This is a genomic window from Streptomyces sp. NPDC001914, from assembly GCF_042891215.1.
Taxonomy (GTDB): domain Bacteria; phylum Actinomycetota; class Actinomycetes; order Streptomycetales; family Streptomycetaceae; genus Streptomyces.
Genome location: NZ_JBIASW010000005.1, coordinates 445,945 through 466,279, shown reverse-complemented (window position 1 = coordinate 466,279; position 20,335 = coordinate 445,945). Strand labels below are relative to the sequence as shown.

The window sequence follows — 20,335 nt, the reverse complement described above, 5'->3', positions numbered from 1 at the left end:
GTCCGTGAACACCTGTCCTACGAACGGCCACTTGCCTGGCGCATAGGCCAATTGAGGGGCCGGGGCGAGGTTATCGACCTTGGGGCGGGGGCAGACGTCGGGGTATGGGCTGGACGCACGACTACAGTGACGCAGCACGCAATCGCCGCTCGGCCACCGGTCTGAGCTCTCGTCAGGGGGGCACCCCGCAATTGACGGGCACAGATCCGCGTGTAGGGATTCCGCACATTCTGCGACGCCGGGCCCGCTGGGTCTCCGTACGGCTCCGCCATCCCCGCGGCTGAGTTCCCGCCCGCACCCTCACCACGGCGAAGAGCGCCCGCTCCGCACCCTCCATCCGGCGAGGAGCCCGCCCGCGCCGCCCCTGCGGCAACGGCCGGGCCGCCGGTCAGAGAGCGCAGCTGTCGCTGTCCACCTGCTGGTTGGCCGTACGCCCCTTGGCGATGTCCTGCCGGACCTCGTCGGCGGTGAGGGCGTACCCGGTCTCGGCGTCGTCGAGGGACTTCGCGAAGACCACGCCGTACACCTTGCCGTCGGGCGTCAGCAGCGGTCCGCCGGAGTTGCCCTGACGGACCGTCGCGTACAGCGAGTAGACATCGCGGCGCACCGTCTTGCGGTGGTAGATGTCCGGGCCGTTGGCCGTGATGCGGCCCCGCACGCGCGCGGGCTGCACGTTGTACGAGCCGTTCTGCGGGAACCCGGCGACGATCGCGCTGTCGCCGCTGGCCGCGTCCTTGGTGCTGAACCGCAGCGCGGGTGCCTTCAGGTTCGGTACGTCGAGGACGGCGATGTCGCGCTCCCAGTCGTACAGGACGACCGTGGCGTCGTACTTCTTGCCCTCGCCGCCTATCTGGACGGTGGGTTCGTCGACTCCGCCGACCACGTGCGCGTTGGTCATCACGCGGCGGTCGCTGAAGACGAAGCCGGTGCCTTCGAGGACCTTGCCGCAGCTCTGGGCGGTGCCCATGACCTTGACGATGGAGTTCTGCGAGCGGGTGGCGACGGGGCCGGCGGCGAGCCGGGGGTCGGGAGGCTGGACCTCGGTGATGGGCTCGTTGGCGAACGGGCTGAAGACCTGCGGGAAGCCGTTCTGGGCGAGGACCGAGGAGAAGTCGGCGAACCAGGTGTTGGCCTGGGCGGGCAGCGCGCGCGAGACCCCGAGCAGCACCTTGGAGTTGCGGACCTCCTTGCCGAGCGTCGGCAGTGTCGTGCCGGCGAGGGCGGAGCCGATCAGCCAGGCGACGAGCAGCATCGCCACGACGTTCACCAGGGCGCCGCCGGTCGCGTCCAGGGCTCTGGCGGGGGACCAGGTGATGTGCCGGCGGAGTTTGTTGCCGAGGTGGGTGGTGAGGGCCTGGCCGACGGAGGCGCAGACGATCACGACGACCACGGCGACGACGGCGGCGGTCGTACTCACCTTGCTGTCGTCGGTCGTCCAGCTCCAGATGACCGGGAGCAGGTAGACGGCGACGAGACCGCCGCCCAGGAAGCCGATCACCGACAGGATGCCGACGACGAAGCCCTGGCGATAGCCCACGATCGCGAACCACACGGCGGCGACCAGCAACAAAATGTCCAGCACATTCACGAAGGTCACCTTGTCACGAGCGCCAGTCGAGCGGGACCTGCTTCTCGCGGTCCCACGGACGCTCCCAACCCGCGAAGTGAAGGATCTTGTCGATCACTCCGGCCGTAAAACCCCAGACCAGAGCCGATTCGACCAGAAATGCCGGGCCTCGGTGGCCGCTCGGGTGGACGGTGGTCGCACGGTTGGCCGGGTCCGTGAGATCCACCACGGGGACCGTGAAGACCCGGGCCGTCTCGCCCGGGTCGACGACCCCGACCGGCGTCGGGCGCCGCCACCAGCCGAGGACCGGGGTGACCACGAAGCGGCTGACTGGGATGTAGAGCTTGGGCAGCACGCCGAAGAGCTGGACACCGCTCGGGTCGAGGCCGGTCTCCTCCTCGGCCTCACGCAGGGCGGCGTTCAGCGGCCCGTCGGTCGTCGGGTCGCCGTCCTCGGGGTCGAGGGCTCCGCCGGGGAAGGACGGCTGTCCGGCGTGCGATCTGAGGGTGCCCGCCCGTTCCATGAGCAGCAGCTCGGGGCCGCGCGGGCCCTCGCCGAAGAGGATGAGCACCGCGGACTGCCGGCCCGCGCCGTTCGCCGGCGGCAGGAAGCGGCTGAGCTGGAGCGGTTCGACGGTCTCCGCGACCTCGGCGACCGGGTCCAGCCAGCCGGGCAGACCGTCCTTGCTGAGCACCGGCCCGCCCTTCGCGTCGCTCGCGTCCCGTGTGTTGCCTGCGTGCTTCATCGCCGCCCCCGTTCTGCTGTTCCCAACGCCCGCCGGGGCCGTGTTCGTTCCGTCATCCGGCGCCCAACGGGGGCGCGGGCCTGCCGCCGGCGTCCAGATAGGCCTGCGGGGGGTTGAGCCGCTGTCCGGGGAACCCGCCCTTCTCGTACTTCAGGAGCTTCTTCGCCTTCTCGGGGTCCGTCTCGCCCTCTCCGTACGCCGGGCAGAGGGGGGCGATGGGGCAGGCGCCGCAGGCGGGCTTGCGGGCGTGGCAGATGCGCCGGCCGTGGAAGATCACGTGGTGCGACAGCATCGTCCACTCGCTCTTCGGGAAGAGCTCGCCGACGGCCTTCTCGATCTTGTCCGGGTCGGTCTCCGCGGTCCACTGCCAGCGCCGCACGAGCCGCTGGAAATGGGTGTCCACGGTGATCCCCGGCCGCCCGAAGGCGTTGCCGAGCACGACGAAGGCGGTCTTGCGGCCCACTCCGGGCAGTTTCACGAGATCTTCGAGGCGACCGGGCACCTCGCCCCCGAACTCGTCCCTCAGGGCCCTGGAGAGCCCTATGACGGACTTGGTCTTGGCCCGGAAGAACCCGGTCGGCCGCAGGATCTCCTCGACCTCCTCCGGGTTGGCCTCGGCGAGGTCCTCGGGGGTCGGGTACCTGGCGAAGAGCGCCGGCGTCGTCTGGTTCACCCGCAGGTCAGTGGTCTGGGCGGACAGAACCGTGGCGACGACCAGCTGGAAGGGGTTCTCGAAGTCCAGTTCCGGGTGGGCGTACGGGTACACCTCGGCGAGTTCGCGGTTGATGCGGCGGGCCCGGCGGACGAGGGCGGTGTGCGACTCGTTCCGCGGCGGGGCGGCGACGGGCCGCACGGATGCCGTCTTCTTGGCGGCGGCACTCACCGGAACGGCCTTCTTGGCGGCCGCTTTCCCGACGGCCTTCTTGGCGACGGTCCTTCCGGCGGTCTTCTTGGAGACGGTCTTTCCGGCGGCCCGGGTGGCCCCGGCAGTCTTCGCGGCGGTCTTCCCGGCGGCAGCCTCGCCAGAAGTGGCCTTCGCCGAAGCCGCCTTCCCGGCACCAGTCCTGCCAGAAGCCGCCTTGGCCGGAACCGCCTTCCCGGTGGCGGTCCTCCCGGAAGCCGCCTTGGCCGGAACCGTCTTCTCAGCGGCGGTGCTCCCGGGTGTCACCTTCTTGGCGGTCCGGGGGGCGTCCTTCTTCACGTTCTTCCCGTCGGTGGTGGTCGACGCGGCCGCGGACTCCGCCTCCGGCACGGCCCCGACCGGCTTCGGCTTTGCCGCTTTTGCCTGTTCCTTCGTTCCGTCGGGGGCCTGTTCGCCCACAGCGGAATCGCGACGTACAACCACCCGCCCAGCCCCCTTGGCCTGTGCTCTCACCGGCGATTTGGACACCCGGCCAGCCTAAAGCCCGGCACCGACATCCGCCCCGGACCCTGAAGATCGGCCCCCAATTGGCCCCCTGCCGCACTCGTTGGGACGCCAGTGCGGCAGACTTGTGACTGATCACACTGTTTGGACCGTCCGGCAAGATGGGGAACACGGTCCCCTGGTACCAAGGGGGAGCACGGTCCCCTGAGCAGGTCGACAAGGAGAGAACTCGTGGACGACGTTCTGCGGCGCGCCCCGCTCTTCGCGGCGCTCGATGACGAGCAGGCCGCGGAGCTCCGCGCCTCCATGAGTGAGGTGACCCTCGCGCGAGGCGACGCCCTCTTCCATGAGGGCGACCCCGGCGACCGCCTCTATGTGGTCACCGAGGGCAAGGTGAAGCTCCATCGCACCTCCCCCGACGGGCGGGAGAACATGCTGGCCGTCCTCGGCCCCGGTGAGCTGATCGGCGAACTGTCGCTGTTCGACCCGGGCCCGCGCACGGCGACCGCCACCGCGCTCACCGAGGTCAAGCTGCTCGGCCTCGGCCACGGCGACCTCCAGCCCTGGCTGAACGCACGCCCCGAGGTGGCCGCCGCACTGCTGCGCGCCGTCGCCCGGCGCCTGCGCAAGACCAACGACCAGATGTCCGACCTGGTCTTCTCCGACGTGCCCGGCCGTGTCGCGCGCGCCCTGCTCGACCTGTCGCGCCGCTTCGGCGTGCAGTCCGAAGAGGGCATCCACGTCGTGCACGACCTCACGCAGGAGGAGCTCGCCCAGCTCGTCGGCGCCTCCCGCGAGACCGTCAACAAGGCGCTCGCCGACTTCGCGGGCCGCGGCTGGCTCCGCCTGGAGGCCCGCGCGGTGATCCTCCTGGACGTGGAGAGGCTCGCCAAGCGCTCGCGCTGACGCCCCAGGCCCTACGACGAAGGGGTCCCGCCTCGACAGGAGGCGGGACCCCTTCGTCGTAGGCGTTAAATGATCTGCGCCTCCGCACCCCTTCACGGGACAGTGTGCGCATGGCCGAACAGGGGCACCTCAGAGGGCTCGACGCCCAGGGATACATCGAGCGCGAAGGATCACTCGCGCGCGTGCCGGACGCTTTCCAGGCTGTCGTCGCGGCGGCACGGGTGCGGGTCCAGGACGTCTTCGGGGCCCGGCTGGACGGCGGCGCGTACCTCTACGGCTCGATCCCGCGCGGCACCGCGCGCGTGGGACGTTCCGATCTGGACCTGCTGCTGTCGCTGCGCGAGGAGCCGACCGGCGCCGACCACGCCGACGCCCGCGCGCTCGAAGCGGCGCTCGACGAGGAGTTCACCGAGATCGACGGCGTGGGAACGCTGCTGTTCAGCCGTACGCGGCTGCTGAGCGACCTGGAGACCCACGACCTCGGCTGGTTCGTCGCCTGCCTCTGCACGCCCCTTCTGGGCGAGGACCTGGCCGGACACCTTCCGCGCTACCGTCCCGGCACGCTGCTGGCCCGCGAGACGAACGGCGACCTCGCGCTGCTGCTGCCACGCTGGCGCGAGCGGATCGCCGCGGCCGCGGACGCGGACGCGGCCAGGCGCCCGCTGGTGCGCTCGATGTCCCGGCACCTCGTCCGCACCGGCTTCACGCTCGTCATGCCGCGCTGGAACGGCTGGACCAGCGACCTCGGGGAGATGGCCGGGGCGTTCGGCGCGTACTACCCGCAGCGGGCCGCCGAGATGCGCGACGCGGCCGCGCGCGGTTACGAGCCGACCGGCGACCCGGCCGTGCTGCGCTCGTACGCCGAGGATCTGGGGCCATGGCTGGCCGGGGAGTACACGCGCGTGCACGGCATCAAGGCACCCCGCCCCTGAAGGCCCACTTCCAGAAGCCACCGCGGACGCCACCGCCCGAGGCCACCAGAACCCGTAGGACGCCACCGCCCGAAGACCACCGGAACCCGGAGAACACCGCGCCGGACGTCACCGCCCGAAGACCACCGGAACCGAGGAAGAAGCCACCACGGACGCGACGACCGCCTGGGGAGCGAACGCGTCGAACGCGTCCTAGATGAGCCCGTGCTCGCTCAGATATTCCATCTGCGCCCGCACCGAAAGCTCGGCGGCGGGCCACAACGACCGGTCCACGTCCGCGTAGACGCGGGCGACGACCTCCTCCGGCGAGCGGAAGCCGTTCTCCACGGCGGTCTCGACCTGCGCGAGCCGGTGGGCACGGTGGGCGAGATAGAACTCGACCGCCCCCTGTGCGTCCTCGAGGACCGGCCCGTGACCGGGCAGGACGGTGTGGACGCCGTCGTCGACCGTCAGGGAACGGAGCCGGCGCAGGGAGTCGAGATAGTCGCCCAGCCGCCCGTCCGGATGGGCCACCACGGTCGTACCGCGCCCCAGGACGGTGTCCCCGGTCAGCACGGCCTGATCGGCCGGGAGATGGAAGCACAGCGAGTCCGCGGTGTGCCCGGGAGTCGACACGACCCGCAGCTCGAGCCCGCCGAGGCTGATCACGTCTCCCGCGGCCAGTCCTTCGTCCCCGAGCCGCAGCGCGGGATCCAGCGCGCGCACGGCGGTCCCCGACAGCTCGGCGAAGCGCGACGCGCCCTCCGCGTGGTCGGGATGCCCGTGCGTGAGGAGGGTCAGCGCGACACGCTTGCCGACCCGCTCGGCGGTGTCCAGGACCGCGCGCAGGTGTACGTCGTCCAGGGGGCCCGGGTCGATGACGACCGCGAGCTCGGAGTCCGGCTCGGAGACGATCCAGGTGTTCGTGCCGTCCAGGGTCATCGCGGAGGCGTTGGGGGCGAGGACGTTCACCGCGCGCGCGGTGGCGGGACCGGACAGGACCGTGCCGCGCGGCTGGCCGGGAAGGGCTGCTGCGTCGGTCATCCGGACGCTCCGCCGGTCGGGATGTGCTTGGTGAACTCGTCGTGCCCCGGCCAGGAGAGGACGACCTCGCCGTCCTCCAGGCGCGCCTCGGCCAGGACGGGGGTCAGATCACGGGCGTCCGCGGCGGCGAGGGCGTCGGCGGCCCTCTCGTACGCCACGATCCCGCGCAGGGTCGCGATCGTGGGCGGCATCATCAGCAGCTCGCCCTTGTCGTAGCCGGCCGCCGCGTCGGCGGGACGGATCCACACGGTGCGGTCGGCCTCCGTGGAGGCGTTCCGCGTGCGCTGGCCCTCCGGGAGGACGGCCACGAAGAACCACGTGTCGTAGCGGCGGGACTCGAACTCCGGGGTGATCCAGCGGGCCCAGGCCCCGAGCAGGTCCGAGCGGAGCACGAGCCCCCTGCGGTCGAGGAACTCGGCGAAGGACAGGTCCCTGGCGACCAGGGCCGCCCGGTCCGCCTCCCAGTCGTCCCCCGTGGTGTCGCCGACCACGCTGTCCGGGCTGGGGCCGGCGAGCAGGACGCCCGCCTCCTCGTACGTCTCCCGTACGGCCGCGCACACGATGGCCTGGGCGGAGGTCTCGTCCACGCCGAGCCGCTGCGCCCACCACGCGCGCGTGGGTCCCGCCCAGCGGATCTGCTGCTCGTCGTCGCGCGGGTCCACGCCGCCGCCCGGATACGCGTACGCGCCTCCGGCGAAGGCCATGGAGGCGCGTCGGCGCAGCATGTGGACCACGGGGCCGGTCTCGCCGTCCTTGACCAGCATCACCGTGGCGGCGCGCCGGGGTGTGACCGGCGTCAGCGTGCCCTCGGCGAGCGCCCGAATCCGCTCCGGCCACTCCGCCGGAAACCATTGCCCATTCCCCATGGCCGGAGGCTATCCCGAGCCGGGCGGATGTTCGAGGCCCCACCGCCCCACAAGCCCTTTTCGCCCCCTCCGCCCCTACCCGTCCCACCCTGGGGCTCCGCCCCAGACCCCGCTCCTCAATCGCCGGAGGGGCTGGATCCTGCACCCGCAGCCGGGATCCGGCGGGAGGGGACGTGCCGGTACATCGATGGCCGTCGCCACTAACGGTCACTTCTCTGCCCGACAGCGACGGCCTGATGCACCGGCGCGGCCCCGACCCACCCACCGGACCGGAACCGGACCGGTACCGGGCCAGCCCTGGTGACACCCCGAAGGGCTACGCGTGCGTGAGCTCCACCTGGATCTCGACCTCGACCGGCGCGTCCAGCGGCAGAACAGCCACACCGACCGCGCTCCGGGCGTGCACGCCCTTGTCGCCCAGCACGGCACCCAGCAGCTCACTCGCACCGTTCAGCACACCCGGCTGCCCGGTGAAGTCCGAAGCCGAGGCCACGAACCCCACGACCTTCACGACACGCGCGATCCGATCGAGGTCGCCCACGACCGACTTCACCGCCGCCAGAGCGTTCAGCGCGCACGTACGGGCGAGTTCCTTGGCCTCCTCGGCGGTGACCTCGGCGCCCACCTTCCCGGTGACCGGAAGCTTCCCGTCCACCATCGGAAGCTGCCCGGCGGTGTACACGTACACGCCCGACTGCACGGCCGGCTGGTACGCGGCCAGCGGCGGCACGACGTCCGGAAGGCTCAGTCGGAGTTCGGCGAGCTTCGCCTCGACAGCCCCGCTCATGCGGACTTCTCGCGCTTCAGGTAGGCCACGAGCTGCTCGGGGTTGGGGCCGGGCACGACCTGCACCAGCTCCCAGCCGTCCTCGCCCCAGGTGTCCAGAATCTGCTTCGTGGCGTGGACGAGCAGCGGCACAGTGGCGTATTCCCATTTGGTCATGCGGCCGACTGTAGCCGCTGGCGACCACCACCTCCCGCCCGAGCCACCCCCGCACCGCCACCCCCGCCCCGCCGCCGACAGCACCGGTTGTCCACAGCCTCCTGCTTACTCCGGCGGCGGACTGGTTAGGCTCGAATACGTGAGCAGGCTCCAGGTCGTCAGCGGCAAGGGCGGTACCGGCAAGACCACGGTGGCCGCCGCCCTCGCGCTCGCCCTCGCAACGGAGGGCAAGCGCGCCCTCCTCGTCGAGGTCGAGGGCAGGCAGGGCATCGCGCAGCTCTTCGAGACAGAAGCGCTGCCCTACGAGGAGCGGAAGATCGCCGTCGCTCCAGGTGGCGGGGAGGTGTACGCCCTGGCCATCGACCCCGAACTGGCGCTGCTGGACTACCTCCAGATGTTCTACAAACTGGGCGGTGCCGGCCGCGCCCTCAAGAAGCTCGGCGCGATCGACTTCGCGACCACCATCGCGCCCGGTCTGCGGGACGTCCTGCTGACCGGCAAGGCGTGCGAGGCGGTGCGGCGCAAGGAGAAGAGCGGCCGCTTCACGTACGACTACGTGGTGATGGACGCGCCCCCCACCGGCCGCATCACCCGCTTCCTGAACGTCAACGACGAGGTCGCCGGCCTCGCGAAGATCGGCCCGATACACAATCAGGCCCAGGCGGTCATGCGTGTCCTCAAGTCCCCGGAGACGGAGGTCCACTTGGTGACGCTGCTGGAGGAGATGCCCGTACAGGAGACCGCGGACGGGATCGCGGAGTTGCGCGCGGCGAAGCTCCCGGTCGGCCGCATCATCGTGAACATGGTGCGCCCGGCGCTCCTGGACGGCGTCGACCTGGAGCTGACGAAGACCGCTTCCCGTTCGGCGATCGCCAAGTCGCTGTCCTCGGCCGGACTCGGCGGGGCGCGTCGCGGCGGACTCGCCGAACGGCTGGTGGACCCGCTTCTCCAGCAGGCCGAGGAGTACGCCGAGCGGTACACGCTGGAGACCGAGCAGCGCGGCGTACTGGCCGAGCAGGACCTGCCGTTGCACGAACTCCCGCTGCTCGCCGAGGGCCTGGACCTGGCGGGCCTGTACGAACTGGCCGCACAGCTGCGTAAGCAAGGGATGTCATGAGTCTGGACCCCGCCCGCGTCCTCGATCTCGACCCGCTGCTCGACGACCCGGAGACCCGCATCGTGGTGTGCTGCGGTTCGGGCGGCGTCGGCAAGACGACCACGGCGGCGGCGCTGGGGCTGCGCGCCGCGGAGCGCGGCCGCAAGGTGGTCGTGCTCACGATCGACCCCGCGCGCAGGCTGGCGCAGTCGATGGGCATCGATTCCCTCGACAACACTCCGCGCCGGGTGAAGGGCGTCGAGGGCAGCGGCGAGCTGCACGCCATGATGCTCGACATGAAGCGCACGTTCGACGAGATCGTCGAGGCGCACGCGGACGGCGACCGGGCGGCGGCCATCCTCAACAACCCCTTCTACCAATCGCTCTCGGCGGGCTTCGCGGGCACGCAGGAATACATGGCGATGGAGAAGCTGGGCCAGTTGCGGGCGCGCGACGAGTGGGACCTGATCGTGGTCGACACGCCGCCGTCCCGCTCGGCGCTGGACTTCCTGGACGCCCCGAAGCGGCTCGGTTCCTTCCTCGACGGGCGGCTGATCCGGCTGCTGACGGCGCCGGCGAAGCTGGGCGGCCGGGCGGGCATGAAGTTCCTGAACGTCGGGATGTCGATGATGACGGGCACCCTGGGCAAGCTGCTCGGGGGCCAGCTCCTCAAGGACGTGCAGACGTTCGTCTCGGCCATGGACACCACCTTCGGCGGTTTCCGTACGCGCGCGGACGCCACGTACAAGCTGCTCCAGGCGCCCGGCACCGCGTTCCTGGTGGTCGCGGCGCCCGAGCGGGACGCGCTGCGCGAGGCCGCGTACTTCGTGCAGCGGCTCGCCGCGGAGGAGATGCCGTTCGCCGGGCTGGTGCTCAACCGGGTGCACGGCAGCGGAGCCGCCCAGCTCTCCGCCGAGCGGGCGCTCGCCGCCGCGGAGGACCTCGATTCCGCCGACGGGGAGAACCCGGAGACCGCGGAGAACTCCGAGGCCACCGAAACGGAGAATCCGGAGGTCACCGCCACGACGAATCCGGAGGCCGCCGCTGCGCAGAACCCCCAGGGGGACACCGTAGAAAATCTTGCCGGGGCCCGCATTGTGGATCAGGCGGACGGGAAGGCTGGACTTCGTAACTCTCCCGGCACGTACGGCAGTTCAGAATCACCGGCTTCCGGAACATCAGCTCCTGACGAAGGCTCCCCCGCCACCACGGACAGGACCGCCGGCCCGGACCACATGACCGCCACGGACAGGACCGCCGCCACGGACCCCGAGCGATCCATCGACCAGCTCACCGCGGGCCTGCTGAGGCTCCACGCCGAGCGCATGCAGTTGCTCTCCCGCGAGCAGCGCACGCGTGACCGCTTCGCCGCGCGCCACCCGGAGGTGCCGGTGGCCGAAGTGGCCGCGCTGCCCGGCGACGTCCACGACCTCGCGGGGCTGCGGGACATCGGGAACCGCCTCGCGGCCCACCGGCCGGAGCTTCCCGAAAGCTGAGTACGGAGATCCTGGGGGGCCGTGGCCGACTACGGCCGTAGCTCAGCGCGAAGGCGCCGAGAGGCCTCTAGGCCTTGCCCGGCCCCCGCGACCTCCGAGCGGGCCCCGGAAGGGCCCGCACAGGCCTGAGGGGCCCGTGAGCGGCGCCCTGGCCGCGACGGGCGAACCCCCCTCAGCCCACCGCCGCGTAGCGCTCGTACACCTCTTCCTCGTCGAGGGGCAGCAGTCCCGCCCCACGCTCGTACTCCGTACGCGCGGTCTCGAGCAGGCGACGCCACGAAGTGACGGTCGGCCGCCGGCGCAGCAACGCGCGACGCTCACGCTCGGTCATGCCACCCCACACACCGAATTCGACGCGGTTGTCGAGCGCGTCGGCGAGGCACTCCGTGCGAACCGGACATCCGGTGCACACTGCCTTGGCCCTGTTCTGCGCTGCTCCTTGAACGAACAGTTCATCCGGATCGGTAGTGCGGCAGGCCGCCTGCGCACTCCAGTCGGTTACCCAGCCCATACCGGCGCCGTCCTCTCCCGAATCGAGGCTCCCCCACGGCGGCAGCGGCATATTCACCGCCGCCAGTTGAGGACGTTACGGAAGGTGGGCACAGCGCAACACCCCCTTCGGGCCCAATCTTGAATGGCCCGAACGGACTATGCGTAAGCGGCAGATCACCCGGGGGAGTGAGCCGAGGACATGCGCGACGATCCCGGCAAACCGGGACAGTCGGGTCGAGTCACAACGGACTCCATGTGACACACAAGGCTGATTCGGACACACGCTCCACAAGAACGCGGAACTTCCGGAACGATTCGGGGTCGCCGGACGTATTGATACGTGGCCGCACTGCTGTGACAGTTGAGAGCAGCTTAGGCCAAGGCATATACGCGTGTCCGGCGAATGAGAACGTAGGCTGCCCTCATGCCAAAGAAGCGCTCGGGCGGTGGCCTGTCCACTACGCAGCAGGCCGCCAAGTTCCTCGGTGTCAGCGTGCTCGCGGGCGCCGTCATGGCCGGAATCGCGCTGCCCGCCGCGGGTGCGCTCGGCCTGGCGGCCAAGGGGTCGGTCCAGGGATTCGACGACATTCCGGACAACCTGAAGAGTCCGTCGCTGAGTCAGCGGACCACGATCCTGGACAGCAAGGGCGGCCAGATCGCGACCGTCTATTCGCGCGACCGCACGGTGGTCGACCTCAAGGACATCTCGCCCTACATGCAGAAGGCGATCGTCGCGATCGAGGACTCGCGCTTCTACCAGCACGGCGCGATCGACCTGAAGGGCATCCTGCGCGCGGTCAACCAGAACGCGCAGAACGGCGGCGTGGCCCAGGGCGCCTCCACCCTGACCCAGCAGCTCGTGAAGAACTACTTCGTCGAGGAGGCCGGCGACGACCCGACCAAGGTCGCCCAGGCCACCCAGCAGACCATCGGGCGCAAGATCCGCGAGCTGAAGTACGCGATCCAGCTCGAAGAGAAGCTGGGCAAGAAGAAGATCCTCGAGAACTACCTGAACATCACGTTCTTCGGGGAGCAGGCGTACGGCATCGAGGCCGCCTCCCAGCGCTACTTCTCCAAGTCCGCCAAGAAGCTGAACCTCCAGGAGTCCGCGCTGCTCGCGGGCATCGTCCAGTCGCCCAGCCGGTACGACCCGGTCAACGACGAGGAGGAGGCCCTCAAGCGGCGCAACACCGTGCTGCAGCGCATGGCCGAGGTGCACGACATCTCCCAGGAGCAGGCCGACGCCGCCAAGGAGACGAAGCTCGGACTGCACGTCAGCCAGCCGAAGAACGGCTGCATCACGGCCGTCAAGGGCGCCGCCTTCTTCTGCAAGTACGTGGAGAAGGTCTTCCTCAGCGACCCGGTCTTCGGCAAGACCAAGGAGCAGCGGGCGAAGGTCTGGAACCAGGGCGGCCTGACGATCCGTACGACGCTCGACCCGCAGTCCCAGGCGTCGATCCAGGCCTCTCTGAAGGACCACATCTACAAGTCGGACAAGGTCGCCGCAGCAGCCACCCTGGTGGAGCCCGGCACCGGGAAGATCCTCGGGATGGGCCAGTCGAAGCCGTACGGCTACGGCAAGAACGAGACCGAGTACAACTACTCGGTCAACTACGACATGGGCGGCTCGAACTACGGCTTCCCGACCGGTTCGACGTTCAAGCCGTTCGTGGCCGCGGCCGCGCTGGAGCAGGGCCGGCCGGCGACGCAGGAGTACTCCTCGCCGTACAAGATGCCGTACCCCAGCCCGGTGCAGACCTGCAGCAGCAAGCCGTGGACGAACCAGGCGAACGAGCAGGTCCCGAACGAGAGCACGTCGGAGAAGGGCCCGTATCAGCTGAAGGAGGCGATGGCCAAGTCGGTCAACACCTACTTCGTGCAGATGATCTCCGACATCGGCTTGTGCCCGGTGATGAACCAGATCGGCAAGCTCGGCGTGGTCCAGGGCAACGGCGAAAAGCTCCCGGAGGTGCCCTCCATCGCGCTGGGCGCCAAGGGCATCTCGCCGCTCACGATGGCCACGGCCTACGCCGCCTTCGCCTCGCGCGGCATGTACTGCACCCCGGTCGCGATCGAGTCGATCAGCCAGCAGATCGGCGGCCGCGAGAAGTCCCTGGACGTGCCCAAGTCGACCTGCTCGCGGGCCATGTCCGAGCCGACCGCGGACACGGTCAACAGCCTGCTGAGCGGCGTGATCGACTCCGGTACGGGCCAGCAGGCCGGTCTCACCGACCGCGCCAACGCCGGTAAGACGGGTACGACCGACGAGCGCAAGAACGCCTGGTTCGTCGGCTACACGCCGAACCTGTCCGGCGCCGTCTGGGTCGGCAGCGCCACCCAGCGGGTCCAGATGCGGGGCATCCAGATCGGCGGGGTCTGGCACGACAAGGTGTACGGCGGTCAGGTCCCCGGTCCGATCTGGCGGGACCTGATGACGGGCGCGCTCGTGGGCAAGGACGCCCCGTCCTTCAACCTGGTCAACATCCCCGACCCGGACAAGAACCGGGACAAGGGCCAGGACGACGACAACAACAACGGCCGCGGCCGCCACGGTGGCAGGGGTAACGACAACACCACCGGCGGCACCGTCAACGGCAACACCATCAGCGGCCAGAGCGACGGCGGAGTGACGTTCCCGACGCCTTCCTTCTCGCTCCCCGAGGGATGGATCCAGGGCAACACGAACAGCGGCAACGCGAACGGCGGCCAGCGCTGAGGCGCAGCCCGTACGCCTTCGCCTGAGCGCGTGAACGCCCCGTGGGCCAGGAGTCGATCCTGGCCCACGGGGCGTTCGGCGTAAGGGGTGTTGCACGGCGGACGTGACGGCGCCCCGGGGCCAGGTGCCCCGGGCCCGTCTACGGACCGGCGAGAACACGGAGGCCGGATCTGGTCCTGGTCCTGGAACTGGTCCTGGAACTGGAACTGGTCCTGAAAGTGGAACTGGAACTGGAGCGACACCAGGACCAGAACCGGCACCAGTATTGGCACCGGCATTGGACCGACACCGGGCGACGTCAGCCCGCCCGCTCAGGACCGACCGGCGTCAGCCCGCGAGCAGCTGCTTCACGACGGCGGCGACACGGCCGCCCTCGGCCTGCCCGGCCACCTTCGGGTTCACGATCTTCATGACGGCACCCATCGCGCGCGGACCCTCGGCACCAGCCGCCTTGGCCTCCTCGACGGCCTGGGCGACGATCTGCCGAAGCTCGTCGTCGGAGAGCTGTTTGGGCAGATACACGGCGAGGATCTCGCCCTCGGCCCGCTCACGCTCGGCCGACTCGGCGCGCCCGCCCTGCGTGAAGGCCTCGGCCGCCTCGCGACGCTTCTTCGCCTCGCGGGCGATCACCTTCTGCACCTCGTCATCGGAGAGTTCGCGCTTGGTCTTGCCCGCGACCTCCTCATTGGTGATCGCGGAGAGGGTCAGCCGGAGCGTCGAGGAGCGGAGCTCGTCGCGCCCCTTGATCGCGGCGTTGAGGTCTTCCTGCAACTTCGACTTGAGCGTGGTCATGCCGCCAAGTGTCGCAGGTGCGGTGATGCGGACGCCTGTTGATTTCCCAGCGCGCCCAGCCGGGGCCGGAAGGGCCGTCCGGGCTCGGGTTCGTCGCGGTCCGGGAGGGGGACTTCCGTACTGTCCACAGGGGGTGAGGAGCGCTCGGCGGAGTCTGACACGATGGGCGCATGCGCGCGCGATACGGAGTACCCCTGGGAATCACGGCGGTGGGCGCCGCCGGTCTGCTGTACTCGGCGGGGTTCGAGGCCCGTTCCTTCCGCCTGCGGCGGGTGACGGTCCCGGTTCTGCCGCCGGGGATGCGGCCGCTGCGCATGCTCCAGGTCTCCGACATCCACATGGTGAGCGGACAGCGCAAGAAGCAGCGCTGGCTGCGCTCCCTCGCCGGTCTGCGCCCGGACTTCGTGATCAACACCGGGGACAACCTCTCGGACCCGGAGGGCGTGCCCGAGGTACTGGACGCGCTCGGCCCCCTGATGGAGTTCCCGGGCGCCTACGTCTTCGGCTCGAACGACTACTACGGCCCCACGCTGCGCAACCCCGCCCGCTACCTGTTCGAGAAGGCGGCCGGCCGTCACGGACTGAACGGCAACAAGCCGGTCGTGGGCGCCGTCCACAACCCGTGGGAGGACCTGCGCGACGGTTTCGACACCGCGGGCTGGCTGAACCTGACGAACACCCGGGGGACGCTGAAGATCGAGGGCACGGAGATCGAGCTGACGGGCGTGGACGACCCGCACATCAAGCGTGACCGCTACGCGCGCGTGGCCGGCGGCCCGTCCGAGTCCGCCGACTTCTCGATGGGCGTCGTGCACGCCCCGTACCTCCGCAGCCTGGACGCCTTCACGGCCGACGGCTACCCCCTGATCCTGGCGGGCCACACCCACGGCGGCCAGATCTGCCTCCCCTTCTACGGCGCCTTCGTCACCAACTGCGACCTGGACACGGACCGCGTCAAGGGCCTCTCCCGGCACACGGCGGAGGGCCGGACGTCGTACATGCACGTCTCAGCGGGCTGCGGCGCGAGCCGCTACACACCGGTCCGCTTCGCCTGCCCGCCGGAGGCGTCACTGCTGACGCTGGTGGAGCGGGTGTAGGTGGAGCGGGTGTAGGGGTTCCCGGGGCGGGGGCGCCGGGACGTCGCGGGCACCGGGGGTTCTCGGAGCTCTTGGGCGCCACGCCACAGGCCGGGACGACACAGAGTCCCGTCGATCACGAACGGTGACGACGGGGACGCCGGGACGCCGGGGAATGGCTGCCTCGGCGGTGTCCGGGGGCATCAGCGGACGGCCCCACTGCATGACGCCACCGCATCACGCCACCCCACGACGCCACCACACGACGCCAAGAAGCGCCACCACGGATCGGCACCACCGGCTGGCATCGCGGTCGGCGCCACGCCCCCCTTGTGCCAGACCCTTGGCTGGGCGACATGCACAGACCGCGTAACCCACCCGGTCGACACATATCGCCCAAATACATCGCTCCACTTAGCGTGAGGGCATGATCACCCCCATGCCCAGGGACATACCCGATCTCCCCGCGATACCGGGCATCATCCCGTCGACGCACCCCTTCGTCCCCGCGACGGCGGTGGTGGCCCCCTCCCGCCGCCCGGCCGCGGCGGTCTACCGCGTCCTGGTGGCCCTCGCGGCGGCGACGGGCGTGGCCATCGAGATGAGGCTGGGAGCGCCGGCCCGTCTGCTGAGCTACTTCACGATCCAGACGAATCTGCTCGTCGCCGTGGTCTTCGCGGCGTCGGCCCGCCGCGCCTGGTCGGCCCGCAGGCCCCTGCCCGGGGTGCTGACCGGCGGCACATTGATCTACATCTCGATCACGGGCCTGGTCTACCACCTGATCCTGGCGAACGAGTCGACGCCGTTCGCCATGACCGGGGGCGACGACACGCTCTCCGGCTGGCACGCGCTCGCCAATCAGCTCCTCCACACGGTCACGCCGATCGCCGTGGCCCTGGACTGGCTGCTGCTGACCCGCCCGACCCCGCTGGCGCTGCGGAACGCGGCGACGTGGCTGATCTATCCCCTCGCGTACCTGGCGTTCAGCCTGGCCCGCGGCGCGATGCTGACGCCCGGGACCCCGGCCCGCTACCTCTACCCGTTCGTCGACGTCGACCGGCACGGCTACGGAGGTGTCCTCGGCAACACCGCCATCCTCGGCACCGCCTTCTACGCCCTGGGCCTCCTGATCGTCGTCCTCGACCACGTGCGCCCCGACCCGGTCCGACGCCGCGTCCGACGCCCAGAAAACCGGATTTCGTCTCAGGCCACCGGTGGGCTAAAGTAAACGACGTCGCCGCGAGAGCAGCGACAATCGGGGTGTAGCGCAGCTTGGCAGCGCGCTTCGTTCGGGACGAAGAGGTCGTGGGTTCAAATCCCGCCACCCCGACACAGGTCAGAGGCCACATACCAGCTTTGGTATGTGGCCTCTGTCGTGCGTACAGCAGTGGAGTACAGCAACCGCTATGACTCTTGCTGGCCGTCCTCGGCCGACGGCTCCTCCGCCCGCTCCTGCTGCTTGCGCTTCCCCTTCTTTTCCTTCTTCTGCTTGCTGCCGCCGCCCAGCGCCTTGCCGAGCTTGCGGAGCGCCCGGCGGGTCTCGGCGGAGGGCACGTGCGTGTAGACCTCCATCGTGACCGCGATCTCCGAATGGCGGAGAATCTGCATCGCGATCCGGGGGTGGACGTCGAGAGCCGCCAGGAGCGATGCACAGGTGTGGCGGGTGTCGTGGACACGGATACGGCGGACGCCGGCGCGTTCGCAGCGGCGGTCGAACTCACGGGTGAAGTTCCTCGGCTCGACCGGGGTGCCGTAGCGAGTGGTGAAGACGAGGTCTGATTCCGTCCAGAGATCCGCGGCTCGCTCCTTCGCCGCCTGCTGCTCCTTCTGGCGGAGCCGGAGGGCGGTCAGGCAGATGTCGGGCAGCGGGAGCACCGCCTCCGAGGCCTCCGTCTTGGCCGTGTCGGTGTGCAGCAGACGCCGGCGGACCCGCTGTAGCTGGTGGCGAATGTGCAGCTCTCCCGTATCAAGGTTCACGTCCGACCAAGTGAGGCCCAGGACCTCTCCCTTGCGCAGGCCGAGAACGAGGATCAGGACGTACGCCGGGTAGAGGTAGTCCCGCCAGATCTGGGCGTTCTCCAGGAAGGCGCAGGCTTCCTCCACCGACCAGGGTTCCGGCCGCTTCCGCCGGGCCCGCTGGACCTTGACGAGCTGGGCGACGTTCTTCGAGATGCGCTCCTCGACCATGGCATTGGTGAGCGCGCTGCGAAGGATGGTCCGGGCGTCATTGACCGAGCGCTTCGAGAGCGTCTGTCGGCAGCACTCCCCCATGGCGCAGCACCGTCGCCGTTCCTCGGGCCGCTTGGCATCCTTGCCCTGGGCGCAGCACTGGCAGGCGTCAGCGAGCTTGTTCAGCCAGCCGCGCATGTCCTGCACGGTCAGCCGGTCCAGCCGCTTGGAGCCGAGGAGCGGCACGATGTAGAGGCGCACAGTCGTCTCGTAGGTCGCCGCGGTCAGCGGCCGGAGGTTCGGCTCCACGACCTCCCGAAGCCAGTAGGCCAAGTACTGAGCAAGAGAAGGCATGTTGGTCGCCACCGGCCCCTTCTTGGCTTCGTTGTGGAGCTTGAGCCACTTCTCGTGGACGTCCTTGCGGGTCGGTCCGTAGACGTACTTCCGCTTGCGATTCCCCTCCGGGGTGGTGACCCAGGCATAGGCCGCATAGCCGTTCCGGTAGGGGTAGATCGATCCTTCGCCGTTGCCTCGCTTGCCGCTCACGCGGACCACCTCTCGGATTCGTCGGCACAGCGGTTCACGTAGTCGTCCACCCAGGCCGGGAGGATGCGGCGACTGCGGCCGATCTTGACGGAACGGATCTCGCCGGTGAGGACGAGCATCTTGGTCTTGGAAAGGCTGAAGGCGAGCATTTCGGCGACCTCAGCCGTCGTGTGCCACTTGCGGTGAAGGGTCGCCGTGGTCATGGGGTTTGTTCTCCTTCTCCGTCGGGGGCGGGTGTGCGTGAGGCGGCGAACAGAGCTTCCGCAGCGGTCAGACCGGTGCCGGCGAACCGCCAGTGCGAGAGGACGAGCACGGTGTCCGGGTCGGGCAGTGGATGCCCGGCCGCGGCGGCGCGTTCGCGGGTCAGCGTTTCGTTGTGGTCGGCGCGTTCCTGGCGCAGGGCACCGAGGGTGACGGAGTAGGCGCGGGACTTGGTGGAGAAGTGGCCGCGGAAACCGAGCATGTGGGCCCACTTGCGAAGGCGCAGTTCTTCGAGCTCGGGGAGGCCGCCGAGGCGCCAGCAGGTGAGGATCATCTGCCGGGCGTGGTCCGTGACTTCGGCTCCGATGAGGTCGGTGATCGGGTTGCGGATGGGACGGTCGAGCGTGCCTGTCGCGCTTTCGGCGCCCTTGGTTGCGTACTTGGCGATGTAGGCGGCGACGGCACGGCTGCTCAAGTTCGTGGGGCCGGTGAAGTCCGCGGACTGGATGGGGCGGACGTCGAGTTGTTCGCCAAAGCGGAAAGTGTGGGCGCGGTCGTCCAAGACCGGGCCGGGTGTCTCGGCAAGCTTGGCGGCCGAGCGGATGGCGTCGGTGAGGAGTTCGGTGGTGGCCCAGACCGGCGGGGTGTCCTCGGCTCCTTCCGGGCCGTCGAGGCGGATCACGGCATGGAAGTGGACGGCGCCCCGTCGCTGATACTCGGCGACCTTGGCGTACGACACCTTGAGGCAGTCGCGCAGCTCCGAACGGCCGATGCCCGCGCGAGACGCGAGCTGCTGGCGGAGGTACGTGACGAAGCGGGCCCATAAGGCACCGGCGTGGGCATTCCACAGGACGGCGGCGCGGTAGTCGTAGCGGTCCGCGGCCAGCGGGGTGCCGAGAACGGCGTCTCCATCCGCGTGCAGGAGCCCGCAGCGGCAGCGACCACCAGCAGGCCGGTTGTGGACGGGGCCGAAGGACGGCGCGGTGAAGGTGGCGAAGACGCGGGGGTGTTCGGCGACCGCGGGGCCGATGCCCTTGCCGCCGCTCAGGCCGGCTGTGACGAGGTGGAAGGTGTCCTTGCGGTAGACCTCGGCGCAGGCGGCGCAGCGGGTTGCGCGGCGGTTGTTGCAGCGGATGAGGAGTTGTCCGGCGGGAAGGTCGCGGTCGACGATCTCTCGGACAATTTCGCCGGTGGCGGCGAGGACGTCCAGGCGGTGACCCTCCATCCGTACGGGTCGCTCGCAGCCGCCGAGTCGTTGGATCTGGTGCGCGTAGGTGCTGAGGTCGCCGTGTTGGGCGAGGGCCGCCAGTTGGCGGACGGCTCCGGTCGGAGCCTCGGGGCGCATGTGCGGGTTCCTCCTTGAGGGAACGGGTTCGTGACGACGTCTGGCCCGTCCAGGGGGCT

At 69.9% G+C, this 20,335-nt stretch carries 20 protein-coding genes and 1 tRNA gene; 9 read left to right on the top strand and 12 right to left on the bottom strand.

Features of this window, described 5'->3' with window-relative positions:
• Positions 1 to 104: 104 nt before the first annotated feature.
• Positions 105 to 284, top strand: coding sequence for a hypothetical protein (locus ACFYYF_RS17675; protein WP_388776523.1), 180 nt, complete (start codon positions 105 to 107; stop codon positions 282 to 284).
• A 104-nt stretch (positions 285 to 388) separates the two neighbouring features.
• On the opposite strand, the gene ACFYYF_RS17670 is transcribed toward ACFYYF_RS17675, so the two are convergent.
• Genes ACFYYF_RS17670 through nth form a run of 3 tightly spaced genes read right to left on the bottom strand, consistent with a single transcriptional unit; the run spans position 389 to position 3,480 of the window.
• Positions 389 to 1,588 carry a MarP family serine protease gene (locus tag ACFYYF_RS17670; RefSeq protein WP_388776521.1) on the bottom strand — a complete coding sequence of 400 codons (1,200 nt, stop codon included), beginning with the start codon at positions 1,586 to 1,588 and terminating at the stop codon, positions 389 to 391.
• A 13-nt stretch (positions 1,589 to 1,601) separates the two neighbouring features.
• A complete protein-coding gene (locus ACFYYF_RS17665; RefSeq protein ID WP_388776517.1) occupies positions 1,602 to 2,312 on the bottom strand; it encodes an NUDIX hydrolase in 711 nt (236 codons plus the stop codon).
• A gap of 52 nt (positions 2,313 to 2,364) precedes the next feature.
• A complete protein-coding gene (gene nth, locus ACFYYF_RS17660; RefSeq protein WP_388776776.1) occupies positions 2,365 to 3,480 on the bottom strand; it encodes an endonuclease III in 1,116 nt (371 codons plus the stop codon).
• A gap of 429 nt (positions 3,481 to 3,909) precedes the next feature.
• On the opposite strand from nth, the gene ACFYYF_RS17655 reads away from it, so the two are divergent.
• Positions 3,910 to 4,584, top strand: coding sequence for a Crp/Fnr family transcriptional regulator (locus tag ACFYYF_RS17655; RefSeq protein WP_006382668.1), 675 nt, complete (start codon positions 3,910 to 3,912; stop codon positions 4,582 to 4,584).
• A gap of 110 nt (positions 4,585 to 4,694) precedes the next feature.
• Positions 4,695 to 5,516, top strand: coding sequence for a nucleotidyltransferase (locus ACFYYF_RS17650; protein WP_388776514.1), 822 nt, complete (start codon positions 4,695 to 4,697; stop codon positions 5,514 to 5,516).
• A 192-nt stretch (positions 5,517 to 5,708) separates the two neighbouring features.
• On the opposite strand, the gene ACFYYF_RS17645 is transcribed toward ACFYYF_RS17650, so the two are convergent.
• The 4 genes from ACFYYF_RS17645 to ACFYYF_RS17630 all read right to left on the bottom strand — a co-directional run bounded on the left by ACFYYF_RS17645 (position 5,709) and on the right by ACFYYF_RS17630 (position 8,347).
• Positions 5,709 to 6,539: an MBL fold metallo-hydrolase gene (locus tag ACFYYF_RS17645; protein ID WP_388776511.1), complete on the bottom strand. Its 831-nt coding sequence runs from the start codon at positions 6,537 to 6,539 to the stop codon at positions 5,709 to 5,711.
• Positions 6,536 to 7,405, bottom strand: coding sequence for an NUDIX hydrolase (locus tag ACFYYF_RS17640; protein ID WP_388776508.1), 870 nt, complete (start codon positions 7,403 to 7,405; stop codon positions 6,536 to 6,538). The genes ACFYYF_RS17645 and ACFYYF_RS17640 overlap by 4 nt, the downstream gene beginning before the upstream one ends.
• A 316-nt stretch (positions 7,406 to 7,721) precedes the next feature.
• On the bottom strand, positions 7,722 to 8,192 hold the full coding sequence (locus ACFYYF_RS17635) for a RidA family protein (protein WP_388776505.1): 471 nt from the start codon (positions 8,190 to 8,192) through the stop codon (positions 7,722 to 7,724).
• Positions 8,189 to 8,347: a hypothetical protein gene (locus tag ACFYYF_RS17630; protein WP_351291915.1), complete on the bottom strand. Its 159-nt coding sequence runs from the start codon at positions 8,345 to 8,347 to the stop codon at positions 8,189 to 8,191. Before ACFYYF_RS17630 ends, ACFYYF_RS17635 begins: the two co-directional genes overlap by 4 nt.
• A 139-nt stretch (positions 8,348 to 8,486) precedes the next feature.
• On the opposite strand from ACFYYF_RS17630, the gene ACFYYF_RS17625 reads away from it, so the two are divergent.
• Both ACFYYF_RS17625 and ACFYYF_RS17620 read left to right on the top strand, forming a co-directional pair.
• Positions 8,487 to 9,464 carry an ArsA-related P-loop ATPase gene (locus ACFYYF_RS17625; RefSeq protein ID WP_361693041.1) on the top strand — a complete coding sequence of 326 codons (978 nt, stop codon included), beginning with the start codon at positions 8,487 to 8,489 and terminating at the stop codon, positions 9,462 to 9,464.
• Entirely contained in the window at positions 9,461 to 10,939 is a 1,479-nt protein-coding gene (locus ACFYYF_RS17620; RefSeq protein WP_388776501.1) for an ArsA-related P-loop ATPase, read from the top strand. Before ACFYYF_RS17625 ends, ACFYYF_RS17620 begins: the two co-directional genes overlap by 4 nt.
• A 172-nt stretch (positions 10,940 to 11,111) precedes the next feature.
• Here ACFYYF_RS17620 and wblA read toward each other — a convergent pair whose 3' ends face one another.
• The gene (gene wblA, locus ACFYYF_RS17615) at positions 11,112 to 11,450 is read right to left on the bottom strand and encodes a transcriptional regulator WblA (RefSeq protein WP_028799159.1); all 339 of its coding nucleotides are present in this window, start codon (positions 11,448 to 11,450) and stop codon (positions 11,112 to 11,114) included.
• Between the two features lie 405 nt (positions 11,451 to 11,855).
• Here wblA and ACFYYF_RS17610 point away from each other — a divergent pair, with 405 nt between their 5' ends.
• Positions 11,856 to 14,147 (top strand): transglycosylase domain-containing protein, encoded by a 2,292-nt coding sequence (locus ACFYYF_RS17610; RefSeq protein WP_388776498.1) that lies wholly within the window; start codon positions 11,856 to 11,858, stop codon positions 14,145 to 14,147.
• A 327-nt stretch (positions 14,148 to 14,474) separates the two neighbouring features.
• On the opposite strand, the gene ACFYYF_RS17605 is transcribed toward ACFYYF_RS17610, so the two are convergent.
• On the bottom strand, positions 14,475 to 14,939 hold the full coding sequence (locus ACFYYF_RS17605; RefSeq protein WP_361693035.1) for a GatB/YqeY domain-containing protein: 465 nt from the start codon (positions 14,937 to 14,939) through the stop codon (positions 14,475 to 14,477).
• A 170-nt stretch (positions 14,940 to 15,109) separates the two neighbouring features.
• Here ACFYYF_RS17605 and ACFYYF_RS17600 point away from each other — a divergent pair, with 170 nt between their 5' ends.
• The 3 genes from ACFYYF_RS17600 to ACFYYF_RS17590 all read left to right on the top strand — a co-directional run bounded on the left by ACFYYF_RS17600 (position 15,110) and on the right by ACFYYF_RS17590 (position 17,345).
• Complete coding sequence (locus ACFYYF_RS17600; protein ID WP_361693003.1) at positions 15,110 to 16,036, top strand: metallophosphoesterase; 927 nt, start codon at positions 15,110 to 15,112, stop codon at positions 16,034 to 16,036.
• A 406-nt stretch (positions 16,037 to 16,442) separates the two neighbouring features.
• Positions 16,443 to 17,243 carry a Pr6Pr family membrane protein gene (locus ACFYYF_RS17595; RefSeq protein WP_388776496.1) on the top strand — a complete coding sequence of 267 codons (801 nt, stop codon included), beginning with the start codon at positions 16,443 to 16,445 and terminating at the stop codon, positions 17,241 to 17,243.
• A gap of 28 nt (positions 17,244 to 17,271) precedes the next feature.
• Positions 17,272 to 17,345: transfer RNA gene (locus ACFYYF_RS17590), tRNA-Pro, on the top strand.
• 74 nt (positions 17,346 to 17,419) lie between these two features.
• Here the strand turns inward: ACFYYF_RS17590 and xerC are convergent.
• From xerC to ACFYYF_RS17575, 3 genes are read right to left on the bottom strand one after another with little or no spacing between them, the layout of a single operon-like run.
• Positions 17,420 to 18,739: a tyrosine recombinase XerC gene (gene xerC / locus ACFYYF_RS17585; RefSeq protein WP_388776494.1), complete on the bottom strand. Its 1,320-nt coding sequence runs from the start codon at positions 18,737 to 18,739 to the stop codon at positions 17,420 to 17,422.
• Entirely contained in the window at positions 18,727 to 18,933 is a 207-nt protein-coding gene (locus ACFYYF_RS17580; RefSeq protein WP_388776491.1) for an excisionase family DNA-binding protein, read from the bottom strand. The genes xerC and ACFYYF_RS17580 overlap by 13 nt, the downstream gene beginning before the upstream one ends.
• Positions 18,930 to 20,276 carry a replication initiator gene (locus ACFYYF_RS17575; protein WP_388776489.1) on the bottom strand — a complete coding sequence of 449 codons (1,347 nt, stop codon included), beginning with the start codon at positions 20,274 to 20,276 and terminating at the stop codon, positions 18,930 to 18,932. The genes ACFYYF_RS17580 and ACFYYF_RS17575 overlap by 4 nt, the downstream gene beginning before the upstream one ends.
• Between the last annotated feature and the right edge of the window lie 59 nt (positions 20,277 to 20,335).

Bases quoted from the DNA above. Each gene is read 5' to 3' on its own strand.
- ACFYYF_RS17675 (WP_388776523.1), top strand. From the start codon at position 105: ATGGGCTGGACGCACGACTACAGTGACGCAGCACGCAATCGCCGCTCG.
- ACFYYF_RS17665 (WP_388776517.1), bottom strand. From the start codon at position 2,312: ATGAAGCACGCAGGCAACACACGGGACGCGAGCGACGCGAAGGGCGGG.
- ACFYYF_RS17650 (WP_388776514.1), top strand. From the start codon at position 4,695: ATGGCCGAACAGGGGCACCTCAGAGGGCTCGACGCCCAGGGATACATC.
- ACFYYF_RS17645 (WP_388776511.1), bottom strand. From the start codon at position 6,539: ATGACCGACGCAGCAGCCCTTCCCGGCCAGCCGCGCGGCACGGTCCTG.
- ACFYYF_RS17640 (WP_388776508.1), bottom strand. From the start codon at position 7,405: ATGGGGAATGGGCAATGGTTTCCGGCGGAGTGGCCGGAGCGGATTCGG.
- ACFYYF_RS17635 (WP_388776505.1), bottom strand. From the start codon at position 8,192: ATGAGCGGGGCTGTCGAGGCGAAGCTCGCCGAACTCCGACTGAGCCTT.
- ACFYYF_RS17630 (WP_351291915.1), bottom strand. From the start codon at position 8,347: ATGACCAAATGGGAATACGCCACTGTGCCGCTGCTCGTCCACGCCACG.
- ACFYYF_RS17620 (WP_388776501.1), top strand. From the start codon at position 9,461: ATGAGTCTGGACCCCGCCCGCGTCCTCGATCTCGACCCGCTGCTCGAC.
- wblA (WP_028799159.1), bottom strand. From the start codon at position 11,450: ATGGGCTGGGTAACCGACTGGAGTGCGCAGGCGGCCTGCCGCACTACC.
- ACFYYF_RS17610 (WP_388776498.1), top strand. From the start codon at position 11,856: ATGCCAAAGAAGCGCTCGGGCGGTGGCCTGTCCACTACGCAGCAGGCC.
- ACFYYF_RS17605 (WP_361693035.1), bottom strand. From the start codon at position 14,939: ATGACCACGCTCAAGTCGAAGTTGCAGGAAGACCTCAACGCCGCGATC.
- ACFYYF_RS17600 (WP_361693003.1), top strand. From the start codon at position 15,110: ATGCGCGCGCGATACGGAGTACCCCTGGGAATCACGGCGGTGGGCGCC.
- ACFYYF_RS17595 (WP_388776496.1), top strand. From the start codon at position 16,443: ATGATCACCCCCATGCCCAGGGACATACCCGATCTCCCCGCGATACCG.
- ACFYYF_RS17580 (WP_388776491.1), bottom strand. From the start codon at position 18,933: ATGACCACGGCGACCCTTCACCGCAAGTGGCACACGACGGCTGAGGTC.
- ACFYYF_RS17575 (WP_388776489.1), bottom strand. From the start codon at position 20,276: ATGCGCCCCGAGGCTCCGACCGGAGCCGTCCGCCAACTGGCGGCCCTC.